Consider the following 26,026-nt stretch of genomic DNA (forward strand, 5'->3'; position numbering starts at 1 on the left):
GATACGGTGCGTCCGCAGCGCACCGAGAAAGCGTGGGGATCGATCCAATGTCGGATGACGCCGCCCAGGACAAGACAACTGAAGAGGCCGGTAAGGCCGACGCCGTTCAACCGGGGGCCGAGGCCGACAGCTCAGGTGATGCCGCGACCGAGAAGATTCCGGCCGCACCGGAGTCGAGCGAGGCCAAGCCGGATCTGAGCAAGAAGTCCGAGGCGCCGGCCGCGGCCGCGCCCGCCGCGGCCCCGAAAGCCGAGGGCAGCACGCCCGCGGCGAAGAACGGCAATGGTTCGGCCGTGCCGATGATCGCGGCCTTCGCGGCCGGTGTGGTGGTCGTGGCCGCCATCGCCGGTGGCGCGGTGCTGTGGAAGAAGTCCAGCGACCGCGGCAACGAGATCGAGGCCCGGGACCAGGCCACCGCGGCGGCCTGTGACTTCGGCAAGGCCATCTCGAATTACGACTCCAAGCACCTGGACGACTACTTCAACAATGTGAAGGCGCTCTCCACGGGGCAGTGGGAGAAGGACTTCGGCACCGCCACCGATTCGCTCAAGGAGCTGATGGTCAGCGTCCAGGTGAAGACCAACCTGGACGAGATCCACTGCGCCTGGGAGTCCGGCGACGACAACAAGGCCAAGGTCGTGCTGATCCTGAGCCAGACCCGCACCAATTCGGTGAATCCGCAGCCGGATCAGCTCACCGTCCCCGGCATCGCCACCCTGGAGAAGTCGGACGGCAAGTGGAAGGTCTCCGCCTTCGACTCCCCCGCCACCCGCGGTCTCTTCACCGGCGGCGGCGCCTCCCAGGGCACCACCGTGCAGCCCAGCGCGCCCGCCACGCCCAAACCGGGCAACTAGCCCTTCCCGCAACAGCTTCCGTGCCCGCTGCCCGATGGCAGCGGGCATAACTCATGCCGGAATGACGAGGGGGGCTCAGAAGAGGGTGAGGGCGTCGGCCGCCGGGGCGGCCTTGGCGGCGGCCCGGCGGCGCGGGGTGGCCGGCGCGGGATGAGCGGCGGTGGTCTTCTCCGGCGGGGCGACCACCGGCAGCGGTTCGGTCACGGGCTCCACCGGAATGGGTTCGGTGATCGGATCGAACGGTTCCAGTGGCGGTTCGGCGAGGCTCGGATCGGCGGCCACCGCGCGCGCGGCCTGGCCGCACAACTGGTCGGCCTGCTCGTTGAAGTAGTTGCCCACGTGCCCGCGCACCCAGCGGAAACGCACGGGGCCGGAGCGGGAAATGATGGCGCGGTCGATGTGCTGGATCAGCTCCAGGTTCTTGACCGGTCCGCCGGAGGAGGTTTTCCAGCCATTGCGCTTCCAGCCGTGAATCCACTCGGAGGCGCACTTGATGGCATAGAGGGAGTCGCTCTCGATGAGCATCGGTTCGGAGCCGGGATGCGCGCGTACCGCTTCCAATAACGCGCGTAGCTCCGCGATCTGATTGGTGCCCGAGGACGCACCGCCGCTGTCCGAGCCGCCGGCGTGATTCACCCATGCCCAGCCGATCGCCCCACCCGGGTTACGCAGGCACGATCCGTCGGTGCTCACGATGATCATGCTGATTACCCTACGCAATCCGGCCGACAAGATCCGTTCCGTGGAATTCCTCTATCTCCCTTCGCAATTGCGACTCGGTCCGCCGCACCGCCGATTGTACGGCCGCGGCCAGCATCTTCGAGAGCAGGCGGCCGGTGAGCCCCGGTGGTGTTCGATACTCGGTTTCCGAGGTCAGCACGGCGCGGCCGTAGCCCAGCGGGTCGAAACGCAGGGTGATCACGCACAGGGGTGAGCATGCAGACGCCGGCTTCCCCTTCCGGCGTCTGCGCAGCGTGTATTCGATGACCGCGTTGCGGCGGTAGTCGGTGATCTCACACTCGACCGTGGGATGCCAGAGGCCGACCCGCAGGGTGGCCTCGAACGTCGCGCCCGAACCGTGGTCGGTGTCCCCGACGGGTTCGAACTCGGCGACCGCGAACGCCCAGTCGGGCACGAACTGATGGTTGTCCGTGTACGTGAACGCGACCTCTACCGGCGCACCGACATCACTCGCGTATTTGAAATGGCCCATAGGCTGCTCCCTGTCCCACGGCTGCCAACAAAAGTACTACAGGACTCCTATTTATTACATGGATAACCGCGATACTGGCTAATAGGTCAGTTGTCCAAATTACTTACGATGTGGTCGGCGATGGGGAGCGCCGAGGTGGCCGCGGGAGATGGCGCATTCAAGACATGGACGGATCGGGGTGTGCGCTCGATCAGGAAATCGTGGACCAGAGTGCCGTCCGGCAATACCGCCTGGGCGCGAATGCCCGCCTCGCGCGGGAGCAGATCGGAGACGGTGAGCTCGGGGCAGTAGCGCCGGCATTCCGCGAGATAGCCACGCTTGAACAGCGAATTCCGCATTTCTCGAATGCCGGTTCGGACATTGGCCCTGGCAACCCGGTGGAAACCCCGGAACCCCAGGATCTCTCGCGCATCCCGGAGGTTCACGCTCCCCTTGCGATAGCCCTCGCGTGCCAATCCCAGCACGGCGTTCGGCCCCACCGTCAGCTCGCCGTCGATGGTGGGACTCAAATGCACACCGAGGAACGGCAATTCGGGATCGGGAATCGGGTAGATGAGCGTGCTCACCAGATCCTTGCGATGGGCGGGCAGCCGGTAGTACTCGCCCCGGAACGGCACGATGCGGAGTTCGATGTCCAAACCCGCGAGCCGCGCCATCCGATCGGCCTGCAACCCCGCGCACACCACCAGGTTCCGCGCTCGCCACTGCCCGGTAGGTCCGGAAACGGTTACCGCGGTATCGGTTTCGTCGATGGCGGTGATCTCCGCCCCGAGCGCGATCTCCCCGCCCGCGTCCCGCACCCGCTGCGCCAGCGCCCGGGTCACCCGCCCGTAGTCGATGATCCCGGTGGCGGGCACGAACAGCGCCCCCACCCCGGTGATCCGAGGCTCGCGCCGCCGCAGTTCAGCGGCGTCGAGCAACTCCACCTCGACGCCGTTGGTCACCGACCGCTGGTAGAGCGCGAGCATCCGCGCGTGTTCCCCGGAATCGGTCGCCACCAGCAGTTTCCCGCACTCCCGGAACGGAATGTCGTGCGCTGCCGCGAATTTCTTGGTCCACTCGGCCCCGGCCACGCACAGCCGTGCCTTCAGGCTGCCGGGTTCGTAATAGATGCCCGAATGAATGACCCCGCTGTTGTGACCGGTCTGGTGCACCCCCGGCTCGCCCGCCTTCTCGACCAGCAGCAGGCTCGCGCCCGGATGCCGGTCGAGCAGGCGGTGAGCGGTGGCCACTCCGACGATCCCGCCGCCGATCACGCAGTAGTCGTACACACCCCGAAGTCTCACACAGCGGCGACGTCGGCGGGCGCGGGATGCCGCGCCACCTGCACCCCGTAGCGTCCGATGGCCGGATCGCTGAGGGTGAGGGTGACCTCGCCGCGCCGGGTGTCCACCTCGGTGCAGAGCTGGGTGTTGCCGGACGGATCGGTGACGATGCCGAGCTTCTCACCCAGCGGGGTGTGCAGCAGGTAATCCGCGAGCGTGGCGAAGAGATTGGTGTCCACGGTGACACTGACCGAATTGCGCTGTACCGGAACCACTTGCGCACCCACGTAGGTGTCGCCCAGCCGGACCTGCCCGGTGTATCCGCTGTGCTGCGGGGCGGTGGCGGTGGTTCCGCCGGTGACCGGAAGTTCGGGCGGCACAGTGGTTTCGGACGGGTAATGGGTGAAGAGTGCGGCGAGACCGACGTTCTCGGCGCTCACCACCGGCTTGTCGGTGACGGGCGCGCCGCCGGGTGCGCCGGGTTCGGCGAGCGGCGGCCGTGCGGTGGGTGCGGCGGTGATGACCTTGCCCGGATTCTGGGTGCCGGCCATGGTATTGGCGATGTAGGAGCCGGCGGCGACGGTCAGACCGATGCTCGCCATACCGGCGGTGACGATAGCGCTGTAGCGGAGCACCTGGGCGGTGCGCCGGGTCGACCGGTGCGCCTGCGTCGCCAGCTGATGCGACATATTGGTGCGTTCCTTTCCCTCTCCCCTGGTCCCCCTGCGTCTTTCGACGCCCACGACCCGCACCATTGAAAGTCGTACGCCCGTCCAGGTTACGGTGGCGTGCGGTAACAGATGCCGCGATCGAGATCAGGATCACAGGCCGGGGTGCGCGGAATCAAGAGGTTTCCGGCTTTTGAAGGCTGGGTAATTAGCCTCTAGCGGCGAGCGCTAACTCGACTGCCATCGAATCTTCCGGCCAACGGCGTCCGGTCGGCACCAGGCACGGCGCACCCACGTTAGCGCTCGCTCGCTCCGAACCCCTGTGGGAATTGGGGATCAAGGCCGAAGGACCGGGAGCGGCGGCAGGTCAGGCGAACTGACCTGCCGTCCGGCCTGTTCCGGGCGGGCCGGCGAAAGCCTGTGCCAGACCGAGCCATTCGGCCGCATCGTCGCCGGTCACCACCAGCGCGAGATCCCCGAGATGCCGGCGCTGGGTGACCAGCAGGCAGAAATCCAAGGCGGGACCGGTGATTCGCTGCGCGGCAGCCTCGGGTCCCCAGCTCCAGACGGTGCCGTCGGGCGCGGTGAGCTCGATGCGGAACTCCTCGGCGGGCACCTCTCTGCCGTGCGTCAGGTACGCGAAGTTCCTGGTCCGCACCCCGAGATGGGCAATGTTCCGCAACCGGGCAGTCGGTTCGCGCTGCACGCCGAGCGCATCGGCCACATCCTGCCCGTGCGCCCAGGTCTCCATCAGCCGCGCGGTCACCATGGACGCGGCGCTCATCGGCGGGCCGAACCACGGCAGCTTGGTCCCGGCCGGCACCGCGCGCAGCGCCTCGACCAGCGCGATCCGGTCCCGCCGCCAATCGGCGAGCAATTCGGCCGGGGGCTTGCGCGCCTCTTCCTCGGCGGCTTCATCGACGAAGGTCAGCATCTTGGGCAGTGCGGCCTGCACCTGCGCGCCGAACTCCTCGGCATCGGTCGCCGCGATCACGGCGACCCGATCGGTCCAGGTGAGATGCCCGATCTGATGGGCAATGGTCCAGCCTGCCGCCGGAGTGTCCCGGGTCCAATCGGTTTCGGGCAGCTCCGCGATCAGCCGATCCAATTCCTCGCACTCGGCGGTGAAATCAGCGAGCAACGCCTCTAAATCGGCCATCGAAACTCCTGTCACGTCCGTGACCCACAGCATCGCAGCGCCCTCCGAAGAATGCAAGCACGCGTGCTTGTTTCTGAGACTACCAGCCGAACAGGGTCAGGTGGATCGCGCCGACGACCAGGCCGAGCAGCGCGCCGTGCAGGTAGAGCAGCCAGGCGTCCTGCTCGACCGAGGCGTAGAACATCTCCATGAACTCACCGGGGGTGAGCTGCTGGAGTTTGCGCGCCGCGAAGTCGTCGATCTTCTTGGCCTGGGCCGCCGCGAATTCCGGGTCGTCGGCCAGGGTCGGGGCCAATTGCACCGCCGCGCTGGTCGCCCCGATGGTCAGATTGTCGAACTGGCGCTTGCCGAAAACGGTCCGCACCACGGTGTGGGTCGGGCCCAGCTGCCGATGGATCTCGGCGGAGATGAGGCGCTCCAGCAACTGCCGCGTCTTGTCGCCGTTCGGCCCTTCGAGCAACTCCTTGGCCAGGTTCGGCAGCGTCAGCACCTGGTAGGCCAGAATGTGCGAGAGATCGGCCGCGGCCTCGGGCTGCCGCTTGGCCAGCAGCGCCTGCTTCCACAGGTACTTGTAGCGCGGCTGCGGATCGCCCGGCTCGAAGACCATCTTGACGGCGATGACATTGACCAGCACGCCGATGAGGGCGGTCGCGGTCAGGATCACGAACCAGCCGGGCAGCCAGCCGATGACCGGAATGTCCTGGTGCACATGCATGTACAGCGCCAGCAGCAGACCGAACGGCGCGCCCAGCAGGCCGATCCGCACCATGAACTTCAGCTCCGGCGCGGCGATGGTGGTGGTCAGGTCCTTGAGGATGTGCGGGTTCTCCCGCAGGTACCGGATGACGAAGTCCTTGATGTCGATGAGCTGATCGACATTGTCGCCGAGCTGCTCGAACGCCTTACGCGCCAGCGTCGGCAGCTCCTTCTCGACCCGCTGGTAGAGCACCGTGCGCACGGCCTGCGGGACCGCGTTCCAGATATCCGGGTTCTCGCGCAGCATGATCTGGTTGACCATGGCCGGCACCTGTTTGCGGCCTACCTCGGCGATGTAATCCGCGATGCCCTCCAGATCGAGTTCGTGAATGAACTCCTTCGGACTGCCGATCCGCATGATGGCCCGGTCCACGCAGATGCTGGCCATCTTCTCGGCGCGGGCCGGAATGAAGCCCTGGAAGCCGAAGCGCTTGCCGTCGCCGGAGAACAGCGGCAGCACCTGCACCCGTCTGGGCAGGTAGGGGTAGAGGATATCGAGCCCGGGAATGCGAACGCCGCGAAAGAAGACCGGCCAGAACAACATCAGTACGCCGGTCCAGTTGGTGAGCCAACCGGCGATGCCGCTGAAGATCGGGAAGCTGATCAGGTCGACGACGAGCTTGGACTGGCCGGTCAGCTCCTCCCAATCGAGGAAAACTCCCGCGCCCAATATCGTCATAGCAGCGTCCCCCTGTGGCCGAGCCCGGTGAGTGAGAAAACGGACACACCACGTTCTCACCGCAAAGTACCCCTGTCAAAAGGTCCGCTGCCTCGGATAACGCGGCGTGTCGGGTGGGTAGGGTGAACCGGCATTCGCCTCGTGGTGCGGGGCGCGGGGGAACCGGGAATACTGGTCAATCGACCAGAATGGAACAGGAGATCTGGATGACTGTGGATCGTCGCGGCTTCCTCACCGGAGCCGCCGCCGCCGGAGCCGTCGCCGGGATGGCGACCCTGGCCGCCACCGCGGGACCCGCCGGGGCCGATACCGTGCCCGCGGCCGTCACCAAGGCGGCCTTCCCCGGCTCCACCGACCTGCGCATCCTGATCACCGGTGACGCCGGCACCGGCGCGCGGCCGCAATGGCAGGTCGCCGACGCCATCCGCGATTTCCATGCGCGCGAACCGATCTCGTTCGCGCTGGGCCTCGGCGACAATGTGTACGAGCAGGGCCCGTGGGCCGATGACGACGCGCAGTTCAGCGCCAAGTTCGAGGACCCCAATCACGGCCTCGACTTCCCCTGGATCATGGTGCAGGGCAACCACGACAACAGCTCGGTCCTGCCCGGCGACGGCGGCTGGCTGCTGCGCGGCGATCACGAGGTGGCCTATCACCAGCGCTCGGCGCGCTGGTTCATGCCGTCCCGCTATTACTCGGTGCGGATTCCGCACGAGCAGCCCATCGTCGAATTCTTCGTGCTGGACCTGAATCCCATCGCCGCCTACCTGCCGCCGCTGTTCGCCCCCTACTGGGCGGCCGACGGGCAGTTCATGAGCGAGCAGGCGGCCTGGCTGGACCGGGCCATCGCCGAATCGCCCGCCAAGTGGAAGATCGCCTGCACCCACCACCCGTACCTCAACAACGGCCCGCACGGGAACGCCGGTGAGTACGAGGGCGTGAACATCGCCCCCATCAACGGCATTCACGTGAAGGAGTTCTTCGAACAGCACGTGCTGGGCCGGTGCCAGTTCATCCTGTCCGGGCACGATCATTCGTTGCAGGTGCTGGATCCCGACACGGCCTCGAAGGGCACCCGGCAGCTCATCTCGGGTGCGGCCGCCAAATCCGTCGGCGGCGACAAGTCCAAGGCGACGCCGAATTCCGCACTGTACGAGAACTACAACGATCTCGGTTTCATGGTGCTGGACCTGACCCCGTCCGCGGCCGACCTGCGGGTGCAGACCGTGGATCTCGCGAACGGGGCGTCGAGCACCGCCTTCCAGCGGCGACTGGCCTAGGGCTTCAGCACGATCCGGATCGGATTGCCTTCCTTGGCGTCCAGCGCGTGCACGGCCTTGGCCGCGTCCGCGAGCGGGACCACCGCGCTGACCGAGCGGGAGAAGTCGACCCGGTGCAGCCCTTGCAGTTTCACCAGTTCGGTGACGTGCTCGGGCTGCGAACCGTAGTGCCCGCGCAACTGCTGCTGGAAGAAGCTGAAGGCGGTGCCGCCGGTAATGGTGATGGGCTTGTTGGTGAGCCCGACCAGCACCAGCCGGCCCGCGGGCGCCAGGCACACCACGGCCTGCTCCCGCACCGCCGCCACGCCCGCGAAGTCGAAGGCGGCGGCGAGACCGGTTCCGGTGGCGGCGAAGATCTTCCGGCGCAGATCCGGATCGGCCGGATCGAAGGCCAGGTCCGCGCCGAGTTCCAGGGCGCGCTCGCGGGCGGCCGGCAGCGGATCGACCGCGATGATGGGGGCCGCGCCGATCATGCGCAGCAACTGCACGCCGTGCGCGCCCAGCCCGCCCACACCCCAGACGCCCACCGGCTCGGCGGGCTTCACCTCGGCGGTGGCGGTGATCGCGGCCCACGGCGTGGAGACCGCGTCCGGAATGAAGCACGCCTGCTCGAACGGCAGATCGTCGGGAATCGGCACCAGGGTGTCGAGCCGGGCCAGGGTGTATTCGGCCCAGCCGCCGTCGTAGTCCACCCCGCGGGTGAAGACGGCCGCGCCGCGAATCTCGCCCGCCTGCAACAGCACTCGATCGCCGATGCGCGCGGTGGTGACGTCCGGTCCGAGCGCGTGCACGGTGCCCGCCACCTCGTGTCCGAGGGTCACCACATCGCCCTTCAGGAACAGCGGATTGAGCGTGCCGTCGATGAGGTGCACATCCGACAGGCACACCCCGGCGGCCTCGACCTTGATCAGCACCTGGTCCGGTCCGGGTTCGGGAATCGGCACGTCGTCGAGTTCCAGTCGGCGGTTCGTTCCCAGATGCAGTCGTGCGGCCAGCATGGTCATCGCTCCTCGGGGGTCGTGCGGCAGTGCTCGTCCTCCGCCACTCTAAGCGCCGCCCTTCGTCATTCCGGCGTGCTTTTGGCCGGAATCCACACAGTCACAGCTGTGGATCCCGGCTGAGAACATGCCGGGATGACGGAGTGGTGGTCGCGAAGCGCTGCCGGTAGGCGGTCGGGGTGGTGTCGAGATGGCGGGCGAAGGCGCGGCGCAGCGTCTCGTCGCTGCCCAGCCCGCTGCGCTCGGCGGCCGCGGTCACCGAATGACCGTCCAGGATCAGCTGTTTCGCGCGATCCAGGCGCACCAGTTCCACCCAGCGCGCGGGCGTGAGCCCGAATTCGGCCTGGAACAGGCGGGTCAGGTGGCGGGAGCTGAGCCCGGCGCGGGCGGCCAGGGCGGTGAGGCCGTGATCGCCGGTGAGGTCGGCGAGCACCGCGGCGGTGAGGTTCCGGAGCACCTCGCTGCGTGCCGGCGGGGTGGACAGGGCTGCGGAGAACTGCGACTGCCCGCCGGGGCGTTGCAGGTAGACGACGAGTTCCCGAGCGATATCGCGGGCCACCGCCGCCCCGTGATCGCGCTCCACGACGGCCAGCGTCAGATCGATTCCCGCGGTGATCCCCGCCGAGGTCAGATAGCGGCCGTCGGCGATGTGAATGGCGTCCGGCTCCACCCGGATCTCCGGATACCGGGCGGCCAGAGTGCGGGCGTGCCGCCAATGCGTGGTGGCCCGGCGTCCGTCCAGCCAGCCGAGCCGGGCGGGCACGAACGCGCCCGTGCAGATCGCCGCCACCCGTCCGGCGGAGTCGGCGAGTGTCGTTGCCGCAGCCAGCAATTCGTCCTCGATGGGCTGCGTGGCAAGGCGTTCGCCACCGGACACGATCACGGTATCCACGCGACCGGCAGCGGCGGCGGTGCGGGTGCCGCTGAGCGCCAGCCCATCCGCCGCCCGGACCTCGCCGCCGTGCGCCGAGACCAGCACCGTCTCGTAGGCGTACCCGCGCCGGGTCGCCTGGTGCAGCACCTCGGACGGCCCGCTCACATCGAGCAGCGTGAAACCGTCGAACACCACGAAGGCCACCCGGTGCGTCATGTCCGGATCTGTGGTTTTCTCGTCGGTTCAGACATGGCTGGAGCCTACCCCCGGGGACGAAGCTGATTTCAGCAACGACAATCGGAAAGGCCGAGACGATGACGGAGAAGATTGCGGGAGTGCGGATCCCGGACAGCGACCTGGCCCGCGCCGCCACCGAACTGGTGCGCGATGTGGCCTCGCCACTGCTGTTCGACCACTCCCGGCGGGTGTACCTGTGGGGCGCGCTGCACGGCGAGCGCGCGGGCCTGGCCTTCGATCCGGAACTGCTCTACGTCGGAGCCATGTTCCACGATCTCGGCCTGACCGAACGCTACCGCCGCACCGATCAGCGCTTCGAGATCGACGGCGCGGACGAGGCCCGGCGCTTCCTGCACGCGCACGGAATCGAAGGCGCGCGTGCGGAATTGGTGTGGACCGGCATCGCCCTGCACACCACCCCGGAGATCCCGCTGCACATGGCTCCCGAGATCGCCCTGGTCACCCGCGGCGTCGAACTGGATGTGCTGGGCCTGGGCTATGCCGAGGTCTCCGACGAGCAGCGCGCCGAGGTGGTGGCGGCCCATCCGCGCCCGGATTTCAAGAACGACATCCTGGCCGCCTTCACCGACGGCATCAAGGATCGCCCCGCCACCACCTTCGGCAATGTGAAGGCCGACGTCCTGGCCCATTTCGTCCCCGGCTTCGAACGCGGCGACTTCGTTCAGGTCATCCGGAATTCGCCCTGGCCGGAGTGATGCGCCACGGCGGTCTCGGTCTGCTGGCGGGTGCCGACGACCTGCACCCACTCGACGAGTTCCCGCTGCCGCCGCCGCGCCGGTCCCGCCGGACCCGGCCGGGCGTGGCGGGCGGCCCGGCGGCTGCTGCGGGTGATCAGGGTGTCCAGCTCGCCGGGCGGGGCCAGGTGCTGACTCACCGCCCATTCGGAAGCCGCACGGAACCAGCGCCTTTCGTCCCGCACCACCACCCGCAGGTAGACGATCGAGAACAGCGCGATGTACACGAGCATCTTCAGTCCGATGCTCCACAATCCGGCCTCTTCCGGTTGCGGTGCGTCCCAGGCGAAATGCAGTGCCGCACCCAGCAGATAGAAGCCCGCGAACCACGAGAACCGTTGTCCGGTGGAACGATCCGAGGCGGCCAGCGCCACCACGATGCCGATACCCGCCAGCGCGGTGAACATCCAGTGCGAGGTGAGCCCGGTGATCAGCCGCAGAATCCCCACCAGCAGTGCCGGACCCGCCGCGCCCTGCGCCGAATTCACGCCCGCATTGGCCGAATAGGTGATGTTCTCGACGACCTGGAAACCCAGCCCGGTGAACCCGCCCAGCAGCAATCCGTGCATGGGGCGCTGGAGAATCGGGCGGCTCAACCAGGCCACCGCGAACACGCCCAGCCCTTTGATGCCCTCCTCGACGATCGACGCCGAGATCGGGGCCTGCCAGTTCTGCGCGAAGCCGTCGCCGGCCACGTTCTGGATGAAGCGCATGTTCTTGTCATTGGCGAACATGGCGATTCCGGTGCCGGCGCCCGCACCCCAGACGAAGCCCAGCGCAAGCCATTTCGCGATGACGTGATGGGCGCGCAGGATGTCGAGCCGGTAGAGAACCAGCGCGATCATGGCGAAAGTGGCCACGGTGAACGGGAATCCGACCAGCAGGCCGCCCCAGGTCACCCGCGCCACCGGCAGCAGCTGGATCAGCAGCGCGAACGCGCCGGTACACACGATCAGGCAATACACCCAGAACAGCAGCGATTTCGGCTGAATCCAGCTCACGACTCCACCACCCGCAACGTCTCGATGACGTTCTCCAGCGCGGCCCCCGAGCGCTCCCCGGTGAGCATGAGCGAGACCGCCAGATTGTGATTGCCCAGGATGGCGCAGACCCCGACGTACTTCTCACCGCGGCAGGTGGGACCGGCGAAGCCGTTTCGATTGCTGATCTCGCCGCCGTCGAAGGCCACCGGGAAGGCTTGCAGCCCCAGCACTTTGCGCCGCCATTCAGCCGCCGCGCCGAAATCGGTGACGCCGTTGACCACGGTGATCAGCAAGACGCCGCCGTCCGGGCTGTTCAGCACCGCCGAGGTGGGATCGCCGGTGGGCAGCGCCCGCCAGCCGTCCGCCCGGATCCGAACGCCGACGCTGTCGGGCTCCTCGCCCGCCGCCGTCAGCGTGATCTCGGTGCCGGCCGGGACGCTCTCCTCGCGCACCGGCGCCATTCGCGCCAGCGCGGCGGGGATCGCGGTCAGCGCGATGACCGCGCCGAGCACCACCCCCGCTTGTTTCCAGTCGTTCCCGCGACGTAGTTGCACGCACGTGCTCCTCTCCACAGGGAACCCCTGGTGATCGGCCGTGCGGTCCACGTTAGGGCCGGAATCCCCCCAATTCCGGCAGCAACACGGGAGTTCTCAGCTACCCGGGAACCCGGCGGGCAGCGGCGTGAAGGCCGCGAAGAACTTCGGTCCCGGCGCGAGCCCGCGCAGCAGGGCGCTGGTCCAGGCCACCGCGGGCAGCCAGCCGGTCACCGCGTTCGTAATGTGCTCGGGCACCGGCACGGTGGCGAAGCGCAGGTCCGCGCCGCGATCCCAGTACGACTGCACGGTCGGCAGCACCACCCGCACGGGCGGGATCAGCTCGTCCCACATGCCGTGCCACCACAGGATCGGGGTGTCCGGAATGTACTTGCCGAGGCTGTTGTCCTCGAGCACCTGCACGATCTCCGGCGACGAATCCAGTGACTTGCCCGGCTGGTAGTACGCGCTGAGCGGCCGGTACGCCCCCGACAGGGCGAGCGTCGCATAGCATCGGCTCTGCGCGTCCCGGACCAGCTGCTGACCCTCTTCGGTCAGGATCTCCTCGGGCTTGAACACCTCCGGGTATTCCCTTGCCAGCGCGGCGAATCCGAGCCACATGGTGAAGTTGCTGGTCCCGGTCAGGCCCGGCTCATCCACGGTCGCGTACTTGGCCTGCTCCAGCAGGTTGCCGGGCGTCCCGCCGATGCTGGTGCCGAGAATCCGCACATCCGGCGCGTAGGTCGCGCGCAGTTCGGCGGCGCGGATCGAGCCGGAGCCGCCGCCGGAGTACCCGTACAGCGCGATGCCGGAATCGGTGAGCCCCAGGGACGCATCGTTTTTCATGGCGCGCAGGCTGTCGAGGACCATCTTGCCCTCGGCATAGGTATTGAAGGTGTTGAACTTGCCGTCGAAGTCCGGGACGTTGATGGCGAAGCCCTGCGTCAGCCAATAGATGACCAGCGCGGCCTCTTTCATGGTCCCGGTCTGCAAGGTGTGCGAGGGATTGCAGGCCGAATCGGTGGAGTCGATGGCCTCCTGGAACGACAGCACCGGCCGCGCGCTGCCCTGCCACGGAATGCCCGGCACGATCACGCTGGTCGCGGTGACGATCGGATTGTCGTGGACGTCATTGGACCGGTACAGCAGCTGCCGGGTGAAGACCGGGAACGGAATCCCGAGCACCCGGGTCTGTACGTCGCGGCTGCGCACGATCTGACCCGGGGCGTACGCGGCGAGGTCGGCCGGATCGTCGTACCAGGTATCGTTGTCCGGGCTGGGAATCGGCAGCAGATCGTAGAGCTGCGGTTCGGTCGGCAACTGCGGCAACTGGTTCTGGTCGGCCGGGAAGGTCGCCGGGTAGTCCGGGTCCGCGGCCGCCACCCCCGCGCTCCCCACGGTCACGCAGGCCGCCAGCGCCAAGAGCGCCAGCCGTCCCCGAGACTTGGTCATCACATCCTCCGAATCACCGTTGATCGTGCCGCCGATCACACTGCGGGCGGCTGGCTTCAGCTCACCGCAGCCGCGGAGCTCGCACCATTGACAGGTGGCAAAGGGTGCGCGACCCGCTTTGTGCATGTGCACGACAGAGATCAGCGGCTCAGTCCGCGATCGAGGAAGCCGATCATCCAGTCGAAGCTGGCCGGGGCGTCATCGCTCCACTGGAAGCCATCGGCGGTCTGCAAGGTGGCGTAGCCGTGGAAGGCGCAGCGCAGGGTGCGCAGCGCGTGCACCATCTCCGCTTCCGGAATCCCGTACCCCTCGAGCACCACCCGCATCGACTCCAATACCCGCGCACTGGCTCGATACAGCGGATCCTCCGGCCCGCTGAAGGGTTCGCCCACGGTCGCCGCGTACCGGCCCGGCCGTTCGAGTACGAAGTCGCGGAAGGCATTCGCGAACGCCGCGAGCGCGGCGCTGCCCGACTTGCCGTGCATGGCATCGCGCACCCGCTGATCCAATTCCACGGTCGCCAGGATCGCGATCTCGTGCCGCAGCGCGGGCAACCCATCCACGTGCTTGTACAGCGAAGGCGTACGCACGCCGACCTTTTCGGCCAGCCCGCCGAGGGTCAGGTTGGCGAACCCGACCTCGTCGGCCAGGCGCGCGCCGGCGGCGACCACCTCGGTTCTGCTCAGCCCGGCCCTAGGCAACCGCGTGCTCCTTCAAGAACGGCAGGATCAGTTCGGCGGTCTGCTCGGCATTGCCCGAGTGCGGGTAGTGGCCGGCGTTCGAGACCAGCGCCAGGCTGCCCAGTCCGGCCGGCAGCGCGTCGACGATGGCCTGGCCCTCGGCTTCCGGGTCCGGGAAGTCGGGGTCCTCGGCGCCCATGATGATCAGCGCGGGCTGTGTGACGTTCGGCAGCTGGGCCTGCGCGTCGGCGGGATCGGTCTTGCCGGTCTTCATGAATTCGGCCAGCCGGCCCGGTTCGCGCAGCTTGGCGTCGAGCTCGCTCATGTACTGCTCGTAATCGGCGGGCTTGGCCGGGTAGGCCACATCGAGGTACTTCCGCCACTGCTTCAGGCTCTTGAAGATCATGGTGCTCAGCAGCGGAACCATGCCGCGCCGGAAGCGCGCATTGGTGAGCAGCGCAACCACGTCGAACTTCTGGACCAGGGTGAAGGGATTGATCTCCACGATGGCGGTGATCAGTTCGGGGGCCTGCGCCGCCGCGATGGTGGCCGCGCCGCCCGAAATCGAGTGTCCGACCAGGATTGCCGGGCCGCCCAGCTGCCGGATGACCGCGACCAGGTCATGGGCGACATCGGTCCGGCTGATGGCTGCCTGTCCGGTGACCGAAGCCCAGTCCATGCTGGATTCGCCGTGCCCGCGCAAGTCCACGCTGACCACCCGGTACCCGGCCGCCGCGAGGAGCGGGGCCAGGTGCCGGTAGGACTGGCGCCGGTCGCCGATGCCCGGCGACAGCACTACCAGCGGGCCCGCACCGATCTCGTCGTATGCGATGCGGCCGCCCTCGATCTCGACGTACTCGGTCATCGTTCTCTCCTAGCGAGTGAAGCTAACTGCGATAGCCATAAAGCTAATGCAGTTAGCCGAACTCGTCAACCCCTGTCGAAGTAATGACCCTGCTCCAGGTCGGCGAGCAGCCCGGGCTGCACCCAGTCGATGCACGCCCGTCCAGCGATTGGAGCCGTCGCCAGGGTGTCCGGAAACCCTTGTCGCCCGGGCGGTTTCGATGAGCGTGGGAACGAATCCGTGATCGCCGGCGTCGTGCACGGAGAGTGCGAGCCGGAGCACCGAGGCCCGTACTCCGCGCTCGGTCAGCGCCGAGGCGACCTGCTCCGACGCACCGCGCAGGGCACCGAGCGGACTGGAATCGGGAGAATCGTCCTCGGTGACCACCCGGCCCTTGGGCAGCAGCGCGGCGGCCGAGGTCATCACCAGCGGCCGATCCGAACCCGCCAGCGCATCGCCCATCACCTCGATGGCCTGCCGGTCCAGCGCGCACGAGGCCACCAGGTCGGTGTTCGCGGAGATGTTCTCGAAGGCCAGGTGCACGACGCCGTCGGACGCGGCGGCCCCGGCGCGCAAGCTCTCCGGATCGCGCAGCGACCCGGAGTGCGGTTCGGCTCCCATCGCGGTCAAGGACGCGGCGGCAGCTTCGGAACGGGCCAGCCCGAGCACCTGATGCCCGGCGTCGAGCAGTTCGCGCACGACGGCGGCACCGATGAAACCGGTTGCCCCGGTGACGAATACGCGCATGTGGAGCTCCTGTACGAAAGAAGTGGAATTCCGCCCGGCAAGTCGGCGGGGCGGTACTTCCACTCTCGATCCGAACCGTGCCGAGTGTCCAAGACCCGTTCCGCAGCACGCAATACCGCTCAGGCATCGCCACAGGTAAGAGCACCGTCCGTTGGTCCACCAACATCATCATCACGCCCGCCGTGCGGGAGCTGGCCCGGCTGCGTCCCGACGCCGAAATCCACACTCGTCACCTCGATTTCGGCGATCCCCGCCCGGCCCTGCTCGACCACCGCGTCGACGCGGTCGTCACCCGCCTCCCCTTCGCCACCGATGCCCTGCGCGTCACCGTCCTCTACGACGAACCCCGCGCCCTGCTCATCGCCCGCGCCCATCCTTTGGCGGATCGGGCAGTGCTGACCCTGGACGACATCGCCGACGAACCCCTGACCCGTCTCGCCGATCCGGACTGGAATGCCTTCTGGCGCATCGATCCGCGCCCCGACGGCCGAGCCGCCCCCGACAGTCCCCTGATCGAAACCCTCGAGGACAAACTCGAACTCATCGCCGCGGGCAAGGCCGCGACCATCGTCCGTGACCGCTCAGTTCTGCTGCGGCAGCCGGGTTTTCAACAGCTTGCCGGTGGCATTGCGGGGGAGGCTGTCGAGGAAGACGAACTCCTTGGGGATCTTGTAGCGCTCCAGGGCGGCGCCCAGATGGTCCTTCAGGTCCTGCGCGCTGGGTTCGGCCCGGCCGGCGGCGGTGACCAGGTAGGCCCGCAGCACCTGGCCGTATTCGGGGTGCGCGATGCCCGTTACCGCAACCTCGGCGATGGCGGGATGGGTGGCCAGCGCGTTCTCGACCTCGCCGGGATAGATGTTCTCGCCGCCGGAGACGATCATGTCGTCGTCACGGCCGTCGATATAGAGGCGACCGGCGGCGTCGAAATGGCCCATATCGCCGGTATTGAGGTGGCCGTCGACGACTTCCTTGGCGGCCGGGTCGCCGGCGGGATCCGGTGTGTAGCCGTGGAATCCGATGCCGCCCCGTATGAAGATGGTGCCGGTCTCGCCGGTCCGCGCGGGGGTGCGGTCGGCGCGCAGGATCCGGATGGACACCCCGATCGCGGGTCTGCCGGCGGTTTTCGGGGCGCGGCGAAGATCGTCGGGTGCGGCGATGCTGATGATGCCCGCTTCGGTGGACCCGTAGCCGTTGAGCAGAATCGGCCCGAAGGCATCGATGAAGCGGGAGACCGTGGTGGGGGTGATGGGGGCCGCACCGGTCACCGCCAGCCGGAGCGATCGGGTGACATACCGTTTCCGCTGCTCCTCGGGTACGTCCAGGAGCCGCTGGAGCATGACCGGAACGCCGAAGAAGACGGTGGCACCGTGCTTTTCGATGGCGGCCAGCGCGCCCGCGGGATCGAAGCGGCGATGGCACAGTACGGTGGCGCCGACGGTGAGCGCGCCGACCAGTGCGGCGACGCCGAAGCCGTGGAAGAACGGCGGGCCGATCAATGCGATGTCCTTGCGGGACAGGCGCATGGTGGCCATGGCGGTGGCCGCCAGTTCGACCAGTGCCCGGCGTGGGATCGGCCGCGAAACCCCTTTGGCCACACCGGTAGTGCCGGAGGTGAGCATGGTGAAGTGCGCCGCCGAATGCTGCGGCGGTGGGGCGGGATGCGTTTCGGTGGCGAGGCTGTCCAGGGTCGCGCCCGTCGTGGCGGATTCGGTCCAGGCGGTGATGCGCAGGCCCGGGAAGTTCGCCGCGCTGATCGCGTCCTCGTACTCGGCATCGTGGATGAGCACCTCGGGCCGATGCCTGGCGAGGATGCGTTCCAATTGTTGTTGCGGCAGTTCGGTATTGAGCAGCACGATCTCGCTGCCGAGCTGGGAGGCGGCGAGGATCCCTTCGACGAACCCGCGGTGATTGCGGCACAGGACGGCCACCACGCGGGGTTTGCCGCCCGCGCGGGCATACAGCGCGGCGGCGATGGCGGCGGCGCGGATGCGTAATCGCCCATAGGTGAGCACGCCCAGTTCATCGATGACGGCGGGGTGCGCGGGCGTGCGAATCGCGTTCACGGCCAGCAGGGTCGCCGGCGTCGGACCGTACTGCCATGCGGCAGCGGCGAATTCGGGTATCCGGCGGACATCCCCGATTCGCACCAGGCCCGAGGTGGCGGCGGCACGCGCGGCATCGAGCCACGAGATGTCATTCGGCACGGTCGCCTCCGGCCCGTACCCGGTCGAGGGAGACCTGGGTGTCGCCCAGCTTCCGGTAGATACCGCCGATCACGATGTCCAGCGGGGTGCGCAGCGGCGGCACCAGTACCGAGCTCAGGTAGCCGTAGGCCGGTGCGAGCGTACGAGGTTTGGCCACAACGGCTTTCGCGATCACCCGGGCCGCCTGCTCCGGACTCTGCCCGGGTAGCGCCCCCATCCACCGGCTCGGCGCACTCATCCTGGTGTGCATGAGACCGGCGTAAATGCTGGTCAGCGTGACCCCATCGGTCCGAGCCTCCATGGCGACCGCTCGAATCCACCAGTCGAAGGCCGCTTTGGACGACAAATAGAAACCCCACTTCGGAACCACGGGAAACATAACGCCCACCGTGCTCATGTTCACGATGTGCCCGTGGCCCGCCGACCGCATGCCCGGCAGCAGTGCGAGTGTCAATCGCATCGGTCCGAGATAGTTCGCACTTGTGGTGGACACCAAGTCTTTCGGGCGGTTGTACGACAGGTGTATCGAACGCCGCAATGACTTACCGGCATTGTGCACAAGGACTTCCGGCGCTCCGTACTCCTCGGTGATCTGCTCCGCGAAGTCCGCAATCGATTGCTCATCTGCCAGATCCAGTTGCAGTGCAACAGCTTTACCGCCCTCGGCGCGGATCTCGGAGGCCACCTGTTCGAGTTGTCCGATGGAGCGCGCACCGAGGATCACCGTCGCCCCGGCGGCGGCGAACAAGCGCGCGGTCGCCTCACCCACCCCATAAGAAGCACCGGTAACAACGACGACCCGGCCGTCCACGCTCTTGCGCAATTGCCGCAGGTCACGCAGTCCGCGCGGCCCGATCGCCCAGTCGATGGCCTGCCCGAGCGGTCCGGCGGCCAGTGCATTGTCGGCGCGCCCCCGCGCGCTGGGATGTTCGGTCATCACGAATCCTTCGAATCGCCGTTGCCGGAGAGGGCGGCGATCATCCGCTTGGATGGCCGCAGTGCCGAATCTTGTTGCAGCGCGGCCAGAATGAACGCCGGAAAGGCGGCAGTGATCAGCCCGCGCAATTGCTCCCGGTCGAGCAGCCCGTCGCGCACCCAGCGCGCGATCAGATCCTCGATCGCGGCCAGTCCCGAACTCATGGCGGCATCGAGCACCGGCGACGGCGGCCCCTCCACGGCTTCCATGACGAACGCGCTGATCATGCGATTGCGATACCGATCCCGCAGACCCCGGATCTCCTCGTCGGGCACATTGACCATCAGGCTCAGAAACACCTGCGGCTGCTGCTCGGCCGAATCGAGCACGATGTCGATCCCGCGCTGCAATCGCCCGAGCACGGGCCCGCGCAGATCCTGCAATTGCTCCCAGAATCCGTCGAAAACGGCCGCGACGGCTTCCAGATACACCCCGCGCTTGCCGCCGAAGTAGTAGTTCACCGACCCGACAGCCGTCCCCGCCCTGGTGGTGATCTCCTCCAGCGAGACCTCTTCGTACCGCTTGTCACCGAACAGTTCCACGGCCGCCGCGAGAATATCGGCCCGCGACCGTTTGCCCCGGCTGTTGCCCACGACCAGCTCCTTTGCCGGACTTTCAATCAGATTTCCAATCAGATTGGAAAAGTGAGACCGACAGTAACCCCTACCGAGCGTCTACGGCAATACCCGGCCGAGCCCCAGTACGGCGAGACGGACGCGGTTCGAAGCGCCGGTCTTGGCCATCAGATTGGTGATGTGCGTCTTCACGGTAGTGACGCCGACGTGCAGGCGATCGGCGATCTCGGTGTTCGACAGACCCGCCGAGACCAGTCCGAGCACTTCTCGTTCGCGCACGGTGAGCCCGGGCGGTGCTGTGGGGGAGTGGGTTTCATCGGTGGCTCGCGCGGTGACGGCCGAATGCACCACGCGCCGTAGCACTTCCGGTGAGAAGGGATGGTCACCGGCGGCGGCCCGGCGTATCCCGGACAGCAGGTCCTCGGGCGAGGCGTCCTTCAGCAGGAATCCGCACGCGCCCGCGGCCAGCGCCGGATAGAGGTGATCGTCATCGTCGAAGGTGGTCAGCACCACCACCCGGGCGGCGGGGCGAGCGGCCAGAATCCGCTCGGTAGCCCGGATCCCGTCCATGCCGGGCATACGCAGATCCATCAGTACCACGTCGGGCAGCAGTAGGGCGTCCATGCGCACGGCATCGCCGCCGGTCGCGGCCTCGCCGACCACCTCGAGATCGGCCGCGGTCTGGCACAGCATGCGCAATCCGGCCCGGACCAGCTGCTGATCGTCGACCACCAGCACCCTGATCATGCCGCCACCCGCGATCGCATCGGAAGGTGCGCGGTGATCAGCCAGCCGCCCTCGGACGATCCGGCCGAGAAGCTCCCGCCCAGCAATTCGACCCGCTCCCGCAGACCGATCAAACCCACTCCGTGCCACGAGCTTTCATGGCCGCGCGTTCGACCACCGCGATCACGAAGGGTGAAATTCACAGTGCCCTCGGACATCCGCACTTCGAGCCGCGCTCGTGCACCGGGGCCCGCGTGCTTGCTGGTGTTGGCCAACCCCTCCTGCGCCAGCCTGAGCAGGGTCAATGCCGTCAAGGCGTCCACTTCCGCGATATCCGGATCGATATCGGCCTCGACGCCGACACCCAGCCCGCGCGCCCGCTCCGTGGCCGTATCGAGCGCCTCCGCCAAATCGGCAGGCGCGATGAAGGATTCGTCATTGCCGTTCGGATCCCGCAGGATCGTCACCAGCTTCCGCAGATCGACCAGCGTCTGCCGTCCGCTGGAGTGAATTTCGTCGAGCACTTGCAGCACCTCACCCGGTGCATCGGGCAGCGCATGCCGTGCGATCCCCACCCGCAGCACGGTCGAGGACACGTGATGGGCGATGAGATCGTGCAATTCGCGCGCGATCGCCGTGCGCTCCACCGCCCGCGCGGCCGCGACCTCGGATGCCCGCCGCTGCGCGATCTCCCGGGCCTGTGCTTCGGCCCGTGCGGCATTCGCCCGTGCGGTGCCCAGCAAATGCCCGATGAGCAGCGGCAATCCGGCCATCACCAGCGCCCGGTACCCGGTCGCCGCGAGGCTGTCGCCGGGGTGCGTCAGATAGGCCCCGGCGAGCGCCACGGCGGCGAACCACGGCGCGCGCCCACTCGTCCGCGCGGCGAGTTCGGTGAGCGCGATGGCCGCGCCCACCTTCGCCACCACCGGCCCGGTGTGCCCGAATTCGAAGCCCAGCAGCAGCACTCCGGTGGCGGCCAGCGAGGTGAGCAGCGGATAGCGGATCCCGCCGACCGTCACCAGCACCGAGGTCAGCGCGATCGCCCAGTCGATCGGATCGGCGGTACGGGTCAGCAGCGCCAGGCATCCGGCGGCGAGGGTGACGAGCACCAGCAGTCGCGCCGGTATCGATCGGGCGCCGAGCAGCCATTCGATCCCACGGCTCATTCCCGATGACTCCACGAATCACATGATGCCCGTCGCGCCCACCCGTCATCTCCTCCCCGAGTAGGAGACGCCTCCACCTCGAGGCCGCGAAGTGCAGCCGGCGGTCGGATCCACCAGCCGCGCTCGGCCACGACAGTGAAAGCCATGAGCAACGACATCGACAGCCCGCCCACCGCCGACCACCGGAAGCCCAGCCGCCGCGCCCTGCTCGGCTGGACCGCGGGCGGCCTGGCAGCCGGTGCCGCAGCCGGATTGGCGGGCGGCATCGCCCTCGGCGCGGACTCCAACCCGCCCCGCCCCAGCTCCGGCCGTCGCCGTTTCGAGCACAAGGTCGTGCTCATCACCGGCGCGACCTCAGGCATCGGCGCGGCCGCGGCCCGTCAATTCGCCGCCGAAGGCGCCCGGGTAGCGTTCTGCGGTCGTCGTGAAAACCTGGGCCGCGCAGTCGAATCCGAAATCCGCGCCGCGGGCGGCGAAGCCACCTACATGCGCGCCGACGTCCAGATCGAATCCGACGTCCGCGATTTCGTCGATGCCGCCGTCCACCGCTACAACGGCCTCGACGTCGCCTTCAACAACGCCGGCATCACCATCCAGAAGAAACTCCACGAGTACGCCACCGCAGACTTCGACCGAGTCCTGGCCACCAACCTGCGCGGCTCGTTCCTGGCCATGAAATACCAAGTCCCCCACATGATCCGCGCCGGCGGCGGCACCATCGTGGTCACCTCGTCGAGCAATGCCCTCGCCACCGACGCGGGCCGCGCCGCCTACACCGCCAGCAAGCGCGCTCTGGTCGGCCTCGTCCAATCCGCCGCCCTCGACTACGCGGCCGACAACATCCGGGTGAACACCCTCATCCCCGGCACCACGGACACCGAACTGGTCTGGCGGGCGGCGGGCTTGGAATCCATCCCCGCCGAAGCCCGTCAGGTCTTCCTCAAACAGTGGGCCGGCTCCAATGTCCCCGGCCTGGGCCGGTTGGCCACCCCCGAGGAAATAGCCGCCTTCGCCCTCACCCTGGCCTCCCCCGAACACCCCTACCTGACCGGCGCACAACTGGTCATAGACGGCGGTAAAACCGCCCACGCCTGAATATTTCCGCAGGTGAGAGGGTGTTCGCTGCCGGTGAACAAGACCGCGGAACAACGGGGCGGGGGTGGGGGTTGACTGGGTAACGCTCAACCTTGGAAGGGGTCGAAGACGTGACTACACCTCAGAACCTGCCGGTCCTGTTCCTGACCGATCCGATCGTGCTCCCGGGCATGGTCGTGCCGATCGAGCTGGATGAATCCGCGCAGGCCGCTATCGATGCCGCGCGTGCCGCCAAGGTCAACCAGGTGTTGGTCGCGCCTCGCCTCGACGAGGGCTACGCCTCCTACGGCGTGGTCGCGACCATCGAACAGGTCGGCCGGATGCGCGGCGGGGCTCCCGCCGCCGTATTGAAGGCGGAGGCCCGCGTGAAGATCGGGCACGGCGTGACCGGGCCCGGGGCCGCGCTGTGGGTCGAGGCCGAACCCGTCGAGGAACCGGCCGCCGACGGCCGGACTCGCGAATTGGCCGACGAATACAAGAAGCTGGTGATCTCGGTATTGCAGCGCCGGGAGGCCTGGCAGGTCATCGACGCGGTCAACCAGATGACCGATCCGTCGGGGCTGGCCGACGCCGCCGGGTGGGCGCCCTACCTGAGCAACGAGCAGAAGCGGGAGGTCCTCGAGACTCCCGAGGTCACCACCCGTTTGACCAAGCTCATCGAGTGGACCAAACAGCACATCGCCGAGACCGAGGTCAGCGAGAAGATCAGCGAGGACGTCCGCGAGGGCATGGAGAAGCAGCAGCGGGAATTCCTGCTGCGCCAGCAGCTCAACGCGATTCGCAAGGAGCTGGGGGAGGACGAACCCGACGGGGCCGAGGACTACCGGACCCGCGTCGAGAACGCCGACCTGCCCGCGGACATTCGGGAAAACGCGCTGCGTGAGGTCGGCCGGCTGGAACGTGCCAGCGATCAGAGCCCGGAATCCGGTTGGATCCGGACCTGGCTGGACACCGTGCTGGAACTGCCGTGGACGGTGAAAACCACCGACAGCACCGATGTTTCGGCCGCCCGCGCGGTGCTGGACGCCGATCACCACGGCCTGGACGAGGTCAAGGACCGCATGGTCGAGTACCTGGCCGTCCGTTCCCGGCGCGCCGCGCGCGGACTCGAGGTGGTCGGCGGACGCGGCTCCGGCGCGGTGCTGGTGCTGGTCGGCCCGCCCGGTGTGGGCAAGACCTCGCTGGGTGAATCGGTCGCACGGGCCCTGGGCCGCAAGTTCGTTCGCGTCGCCCTGGGCGGCGTGCGCGACGAGGCGGAGATCCGCGGGCACCGGCGCACCTACGTCGGCGCGCTGCCCGGCCGCATCGTGCGCGCCATGAAGGAAGCGGGATCGATGAATCCCGTTGTGCTGCTGGACGAGATCGACAAGGTCGGCTCGGACTTCCGCGGCGATCCCGCGGCGGCCCTGCTGGAGGTCCTGGACCCGGCGCAGAACCACACCTTCCGCGACCACTACCTGGACCTGGATCTGGACCTGTCGGATGTGCTGTTCATCGCCACCGCGAATGTCATGGACACCATCCCCGGCCCGCTGCTGGACCGGATGGAACTGATCACCGTCGACGGCTACACCGAGGCCGACAAGGTCGCCATCGCCCGCGACTTCCTGGTGCCGCGGCAGTTGGAGCGCAATGCCCTGACCGCCGAGGAGGTTTCGATCACCGAGGAGGCGCTGCGCGAGATCGCCGCCAACTACACCCGGGAAGCCGGCGTGCGGCAGATGGAGCGTCTGGTGGCGAAGGCGCTGCGCAAGGCGGCGACCAAACTGTCGGAGGGCGCGCAGGTGCCGCCGGAAGCCGAGCCGGGCGCGCTGACCATCGGGTTGGACAACCTGAAGGAGTTCCTGGGCCGTCCGCGCTTCACCCCCGACGGGGTGGAACGCACCGCCGTCCCGGGTGTGGCGACCGGCCTGGCCGTCACCGGCGCGGGTGGTGATGTCCTCTACATCGAGGCCAATGCCGCCGAAGGCGACCGTTCGCTGACCCTCACCGGTCAGTTGGGCGACGTCATGAAGGAATCGGCCCAGATCGCCCTCACCTACGTGCGTTCGCACCTGGAGGAGATCGGTATCGAGCCCAAGGTCCTCGACCGCAATATCCACATCCACTTCCCGGCCGGCGCGGTCCCCAAGGACGGCCCGTCGGCAGGCGTCACCATGGTCACCGCCCTGGTTTCGCTGGCCCTGGGCCGCCAGGTCCGGGCGGATGTCGGTATGACCGGCGAGGTCACCTTGAACGGTCGCGTACTGCCCATCGGAGGCGTCAAGCAGAAGCTGCTCGCCGCCCAGCGCGCCGGCCTGAAGACCGTCTTCATCCCGGCCCGCAACGAACCCGACCTGGACGAGGTCCCCGCCGAAGTCCTGGCCGCGCTGGATGTCCGCCCCGTCGCCGACGTGGCCGAAATCCTGGCCTACGCCATCGAACCGGTCATCGAGGAACACCTCGACCGCCCGGCCTTCGCGGCCAGCGCCTGAGGAAGTCGACAGTAGCAACTGAATAGCGAACGGGCCGTGCATATTTCGTTTCATGTGAAACATGCACTGCCCTTCGTCATCTCGTAGGGTGTGACCCGTGCTGACCGTTGCCACCTGGAATGTCCTGCACCGCACCCACGCCAACAATTGGCAGAGTGAAGTCGCGGAGCGTTGGCCCAGCGAGTCCGACCGGATCAAGGCGGTGACATCCGCTATCGCACAGCGAACCGAACGGGTGATCGCCTTGCAGGAGGTCAGCGGTGATCAGCTGGCCAGTCTCCGGCAGGCGCTGCCGGACCGGGCCTTTCACGTCCTGCGATATCCGCGCGTCCCGAAGCCCCGCCGCCCGGTCCCCTCACTCGCCGCAGCCCTCACCGATGGCACCGAACAGCTGGTGCTCGTGGTGGCCGGGGAATCCCGGGAGGTCCTGGCCGAGGTCTTCGCGAACGATCACGGCAATGGTTCGCTCACGATCGAGGTGGACGGTGTGCTGATCACCGCCACCCACGTCACCGGTGACGGCCGCCGCGACCCGCAGTTCGCCCGGCTGGCGGAACTGGCCGGAAACGGCGAAAAGGCGGTCATCCTGGGCGATTTCAACGCTGACCGCCGGATGGTGGCCGCCGGGCTCGGTCCGGGATTCACGGTTGCCGAAGTGTCCGAAGCCATTCCGACCCGGCCGCGCACCGGCGACTCGAAGTCGCAGTACATCGACCACGTGGTGGTGCGCGGAATCTCGGTGCGCGACACGGTGGTCGAGGATGTGGCCGGAGTATCCGACCACAACCTGGTTCGCGCGACCGTCGGTTAGACCCTGGCGCCGGGCAGCGTCG

General features: G+C 67.8%; 25 protein-coding genes and 1 pseudogene. 7 read left to right on the forward strand and 19 right to left on the reverse strand.

Annotation, left to right across the window (positions count from 1 at the left end; all coding sequences use genetic code 11):
* Positions 1-47 precede the first annotated feature (47 nt).
* Entirely contained in the window at positions 48-854 is an 807-nt protein-coding gene (locus tag NI1_RS27400) for a hypothetical protein (protein WP_067826182.1), read from the forward strand.
* A gap of 75 nt (positions 855-929) precedes the next feature.
* Here NI1_RS27400 and NI1_RS27405 read toward each other — a convergent pair whose 3' ends face one another.
* The 6 genes from NI1_RS27405 to NI1_RS27430 form a co-directional block, all read right to left on the reverse strand.
* Entirely contained in the window at positions 930-1,556 is a 627-nt protein-coding gene (locus tag NI1_RS27405) for a ribonuclease H family protein (protein WP_067826184.1), read from the reverse strand.
* Between the two features lie 10 nt (positions 1,557-1,566).
* Entirely contained in the window at positions 1,567-2,067 is a 501-nt protein-coding gene (locus tag NI1_RS27410; RefSeq protein WP_067826186.1) for an SRPBCC family protein, read from the reverse strand.
* Between the two features lie 86 nt (positions 2,068-2,153).
* Positions 2,154-3,338 carry an L-2-hydroxyglutarate dehydrogenase gene (gene lhgD / locus NI1_RS27415; RefSeq protein ID WP_067826188.1) on the reverse strand — a complete coding sequence of 395 codons (1,185 nt, stop codon included), beginning with the start codon at positions 3,336-3,338 and terminating at the stop codon, positions 2,154-2,156.
* An 11-nt stretch (positions 3,339-3,349) separates the two neighbouring features.
* On the reverse strand, positions 3,350-4,021 hold the full coding sequence (locus NI1_RS27420; protein WP_067826189.1) for a hypothetical protein: 672 nt from the start codon (positions 4,019-4,021) through the stop codon (positions 3,350-3,352).
* A gap of 346 nt (positions 4,022-4,367) precedes the next feature.
* The gene (locus NI1_RS27425; RefSeq protein WP_067826191.1) at positions 4,368-5,159 is read right to left on the reverse strand and encodes a TIGR03084 family metal-binding protein; all 792 of its coding nucleotides are present in this window, start codon (positions 5,157-5,159) and stop codon (positions 4,368-4,370) included.
* A 79-nt stretch (positions 5,160-5,238) separates the two neighbouring features.
* Positions 5,239-6,594, reverse strand: a complete 1,356-nt coding sequence (locus NI1_RS27430) for a DUF445 domain-containing protein (protein ID WP_067826192.1) — start codon at positions 6,592-6,594, stop codon at positions 5,239-5,241.
* Positions 6,595-6,800: 206 nt separating this feature from the next.
* On the opposite strand from NI1_RS27430, the gene NI1_RS27435 reads away from it, so the two are divergent.
* Positions 6,801-7,874, forward strand: a complete 1,074-nt coding sequence (locus NI1_RS27435) for a metallophosphoesterase (RefSeq protein ID WP_067826407.1) — start codon at positions 6,801-6,803, stop codon at positions 7,872-7,874.
* On the opposite strand, the gene NI1_RS27440 is transcribed toward NI1_RS27435, so the two are convergent.
* A complete protein-coding gene (locus tag NI1_RS27440; RefSeq protein ID WP_067826194.1) occupies positions 7,871-8,878 on the reverse strand; it encodes a zinc-binding dehydrogenase in 1,008 nt (335 codons plus the stop codon). The two genes, NI1_RS27435 and NI1_RS27440, sit on opposite strands and share 4 nt — an antisense overlap.
* 94 nt (positions 8,879-8,972) lie before the next feature.
* On the reverse strand, positions 8,973-9,962 hold the full coding sequence (locus NI1_RS27445; protein ID WP_067826196.1) for a GlxA family transcriptional regulator: 990 nt from the start codon (positions 9,960-9,962) through the stop codon (positions 8,973-8,975).
* A gap of 98 nt (positions 9,963-10,060) precedes the next feature.
* On the opposite strand from NI1_RS27445, the gene NI1_RS27450 reads away from it, so the two are divergent.
* Complete coding sequence (locus tag NI1_RS27450) at positions 10,061-10,699, forward strand: HD domain-containing protein (protein ID WP_067826198.1); 639 nt, start codon at positions 10,061-10,063, stop codon at positions 10,697-10,699.
* On the opposite strand, the gene NI1_RS27455 is transcribed toward NI1_RS27450, so the two are convergent.
* The 6 genes from NI1_RS27455 to NI1_RS27480 form a co-directional block, all read right to left on the reverse strand.
* Positions 10,666-11,739 (reverse strand): PrsW family intramembrane metalloprotease, encoded by a 1,074-nt coding sequence (locus NI1_RS27455; protein WP_067826199.1) that lies wholly within the window; start codon positions 11,737-11,739, stop codon positions 10,666-10,668. The two genes, NI1_RS27450 and NI1_RS27455, sit on opposite strands and share 34 nt — an antisense overlap.
* The gene (locus NI1_RS27460; RefSeq protein ID WP_157535370.1) at positions 11,736-12,275 is read right to left on the reverse strand and encodes a hypothetical protein; all 540 of its coding nucleotides are present in this window, start codon (positions 12,273-12,275) and stop codon (positions 11,736-11,738) included. Before NI1_RS27460 ends, NI1_RS27455 begins: the two co-directional genes overlap by 4 nt.
* A 96-nt stretch (positions 12,276-12,371) precedes the next feature.
* Positions 12,372-13,706, reverse strand: a complete 1,335-nt coding sequence (locus NI1_RS27465; protein ID WP_067826408.1) for a lipase family protein — start codon at positions 13,704-13,706, stop codon at positions 12,372-12,374.
* Between the two features lie 140 nt (positions 13,707-13,846).
* On the reverse strand, positions 13,847-14,407 hold the full coding sequence (locus tag NI1_RS27470) for a TetR/AcrR family transcriptional regulator (protein WP_218026835.1): 561 nt from the start codon (positions 14,405-14,407) through the stop codon (positions 13,847-13,849).
* Complete coding sequence (locus NI1_RS27475; RefSeq protein ID WP_067826205.1) at positions 14,400-15,251, reverse strand: alpha/beta fold hydrolase; 852 nt, start codon at positions 15,249-15,251, stop codon at positions 14,400-14,402. The genes NI1_RS27470 and NI1_RS27475 overlap by 8 nt, the downstream gene beginning before the upstream one ends.
* 9 nt (positions 15,252-15,260) lie before the next feature.
* Positions 15,261-15,977, reverse strand: a complete 717-nt coding sequence (locus NI1_RS27480; RefSeq protein WP_067826206.1) for an NAD-dependent epimerase/dehydratase family protein — start codon at positions 15,975-15,977, stop codon at positions 15,261-15,263.
* Positions 15,978-16,159: 182 nt separating this feature from the next.
* Here NI1_RS27480 and NI1_RS39560 point away from each other — a divergent pair.
* Positions 16,160-16,504: pseudogene (locus NI1_RS39560) on the forward strand (substrate-binding domain-containing protein); the annotation flags it as partial.
* Positions 16,505-16,558: 54 nt separating this feature from the next.
* Here the strand turns inward: NI1_RS39560 and NI1_RS27490 are convergent.
* From NI1_RS27490 to NI1_RS27510, 5 genes are all read right to left on the reverse strand, one after another.
* Positions 16,559-18,181, reverse strand: a complete 1,623-nt coding sequence (locus tag NI1_RS27490; protein ID WP_084523797.1) for an AMP-binding protein — start codon at positions 18,179-18,181, stop codon at positions 16,559-16,561.
* Entirely contained in the window at positions 18,171-19,118 is a 948-nt protein-coding gene (locus NI1_RS27495) for an SDR family NAD(P)-dependent oxidoreductase (protein ID WP_067826208.1), read from the reverse strand. Before NI1_RS27495 ends, NI1_RS27490 begins: the two co-directional genes overlap by 11 nt.
* Positions 19,118-19,750: a TetR/AcrR family transcriptional regulator gene (locus tag NI1_RS27500; protein ID WP_067826211.1), complete on the reverse strand. Its 633-nt coding sequence runs from the start codon at positions 19,748-19,750 to the stop codon at positions 19,118-19,120. Before NI1_RS27500 ends, NI1_RS27495 begins: the two co-directional genes overlap by 1 nt.
* A gap of 81 nt (positions 19,751-19,831) precedes the next feature.
* Positions 19,832-20,479, reverse strand: a complete 648-nt coding sequence (locus NI1_RS27505; protein WP_067826213.1) for a response regulator — start codon at positions 20,477-20,479, stop codon at positions 19,832-19,834.
* A complete protein-coding gene (locus NI1_RS27510) occupies positions 20,476-21,624 on the reverse strand; it encodes a sensor histidine kinase (protein WP_067826218.1) in 1,149 nt (382 codons plus the stop codon). Before NI1_RS27510 ends, NI1_RS27505 begins: the two co-directional genes overlap by 4 nt.
* Positions 21,625-21,768: 144 nt before the next feature.
* On the opposite strand from NI1_RS27510, the gene NI1_RS27515 reads away from it, so the two are divergent.
* The 3 genes from NI1_RS27515 (at position 21,769) to NI1_RS27525 (ending at position 26,004) form a co-directional block, all read left to right on the forward strand.
* Entirely contained in the window at positions 21,769-22,719 is a 951-nt protein-coding gene (locus NI1_RS27515; protein WP_067826220.1) for an SDR family NAD(P)-dependent oxidoreductase, read from the forward strand.
* Positions 22,720-22,889: 170 nt separating this feature from the next.
* The gene (lon, locus tag NI1_RS27520; RefSeq protein ID WP_067826415.1) at positions 22,890-25,193 is read left to right on the forward strand and encodes an endopeptidase La; all 2,304 of its coding nucleotides are present in this window, start codon (positions 22,890-22,892) and stop codon (positions 25,191-25,193) included.
* Between the two features lie 97 nt (positions 25,194-25,290).
* The gene (locus tag NI1_RS27525; RefSeq protein WP_067826222.1) at positions 25,291-26,004 is read left to right on the forward strand and encodes an endonuclease/exonuclease/phosphatase family protein; all 714 of its coding nucleotides are present in this window, start codon (positions 25,291-25,293) and stop codon (positions 26,002-26,004) included.
* The last annotated feature ends 22 nt before the right edge of the window (positions 26,005-26,026 follow it).

The organism is Nocardia inohanensis NBRC 100128 (assembly GCF_001612945.1).
GTDB classification, from domain to species: domain Bacteria; phylum Actinomycetota; class Actinomycetes; order Mycobacteriales; family Mycobacteriaceae; genus Nocardia; species Nocardia inohanensis.

What these genes read in the sequence shown, in the direction of transcription:
- lon (WP_067826415.1), top strand. Translation starts at nt 22,890, where the DNA reads ATGGTCGTGCCGATCGAGCTGGATGAATCCGCGCAGGCCGCTATCGAT.
- NI1_RS27435 (WP_067826407.1), top strand. Translation starts at nt 6,801, where the DNA reads ATGACTGTGGATCGTCGCGGCTTCCTCACCGGAGCCGCCGCCGCCGGA.
- NI1_RS27480 (WP_067826206.1), bottom strand. Translation starts at nt 15,977, where the DNA reads ATGCGCGTATTCGTCACCGGGGCAACCGGTTTCATCGGTGCCGCCGTC.
- NI1_RS27440 (WP_067826194.1), bottom strand. Translation starts at nt 8,878, where the DNA reads ATGACCATGCTGGCCGCACGACTGCATCTGGGAACGAACCGCCGACTG.
- NI1_RS27515 (WP_067826220.1), top strand. Translation starts at nt 21,769, where the DNA reads ATGAGCAACGACATCGACAGCCCGCCCACCGCCGACCACCGGAAGCCC.
- NI1_RS27425 (WP_067826191.1), bottom strand. Translation starts at nt 5,159, where the DNA reads ATGGCCGATTTAGAGGCGTTGCTCGCTGATTTCACCGCCGAGTGCGAG.
- NI1_RS27405 (WP_067826184.1), bottom strand. Translation starts at nt 1,556, where the DNA reads ATGATCATCGTGAGCACCGACGGATCGTGCCTGCGTAACCCGGGTGGG.
- NI1_RS27445 (WP_067826196.1), bottom strand. Translation starts at nt 9,962, where the DNA reads ATGACGCACCGGGTGGCCTTCGTGGTGTTCGACGGTTTCACGCTGCTC.
- NI1_RS27510 (WP_067826218.1), bottom strand. Translation starts at nt 21,624, where the DNA reads ATGAGCCGTGGGATCGAATGGCTGCTCGGCGCCCGATCGATACCGGCG.
- NI1_RS27410 (WP_067826186.1), bottom strand. Translation starts at nt 2,067, where the DNA reads ATGGGCCATTTCAAATACGCGAGTGATGTCGGTGCGCCGGTAGAGGTC.
- NI1_RS27430 (WP_067826192.1), bottom strand. Translation starts at nt 6,594, where the DNA reads ATGACGATATTGGGCGCGGGAGTTTTCCTCGATTGGGAGGAGCTGACC.
- NI1_RS27465 (WP_067826408.1), bottom strand. Translation starts at nt 13,706, where the DNA reads ATGACCAAGTCTCGGGGACGGCTGGCGCTCTTGGCGCTGGCGGCCTGC.
- NI1_RS27475 (WP_067826205.1), bottom strand. Translation starts at nt 15,251, where the DNA reads ATGACCGAGTACGTCGAGATCGAGGGCGGCCGCATCGCATACGACGAG.
- NI1_RS27400 (WP_067826182.1), top strand. Translation starts at nt 48, where the DNA reads ATGTCGGATGACGCCGCCCAGGACAAGACAACTGAAGAGGCCGGTAAG.
- NI1_RS27505 (WP_067826213.1), bottom strand. Translation starts at nt 20,479, where the DNA reads ATGATCAGGGTGCTGGTGGTCGACGATCAGCAGCTGGTCCGGGCCGGA.
- NI1_RS27495 (WP_067826208.1), bottom strand. Translation starts at nt 19,118, where the DNA reads ATGACCGAACATCCCAGCGCGCGGGGGCGCGCCGACAATGCACTGGCC.
- NI1_RS27420 (WP_067826189.1), bottom strand. Translation starts at nt 4,021, where the DNA reads ATGTCGCATCAGCTGGCGACGCAGGCGCACCGGTCGACCCGGCGCACC.
- NI1_RS27450 (WP_067826198.1), top strand. Translation starts at nt 10,061, where the DNA reads ATGACGGAGAAGATTGCGGGAGTGCGGATCCCGGACAGCGACCTGGCC.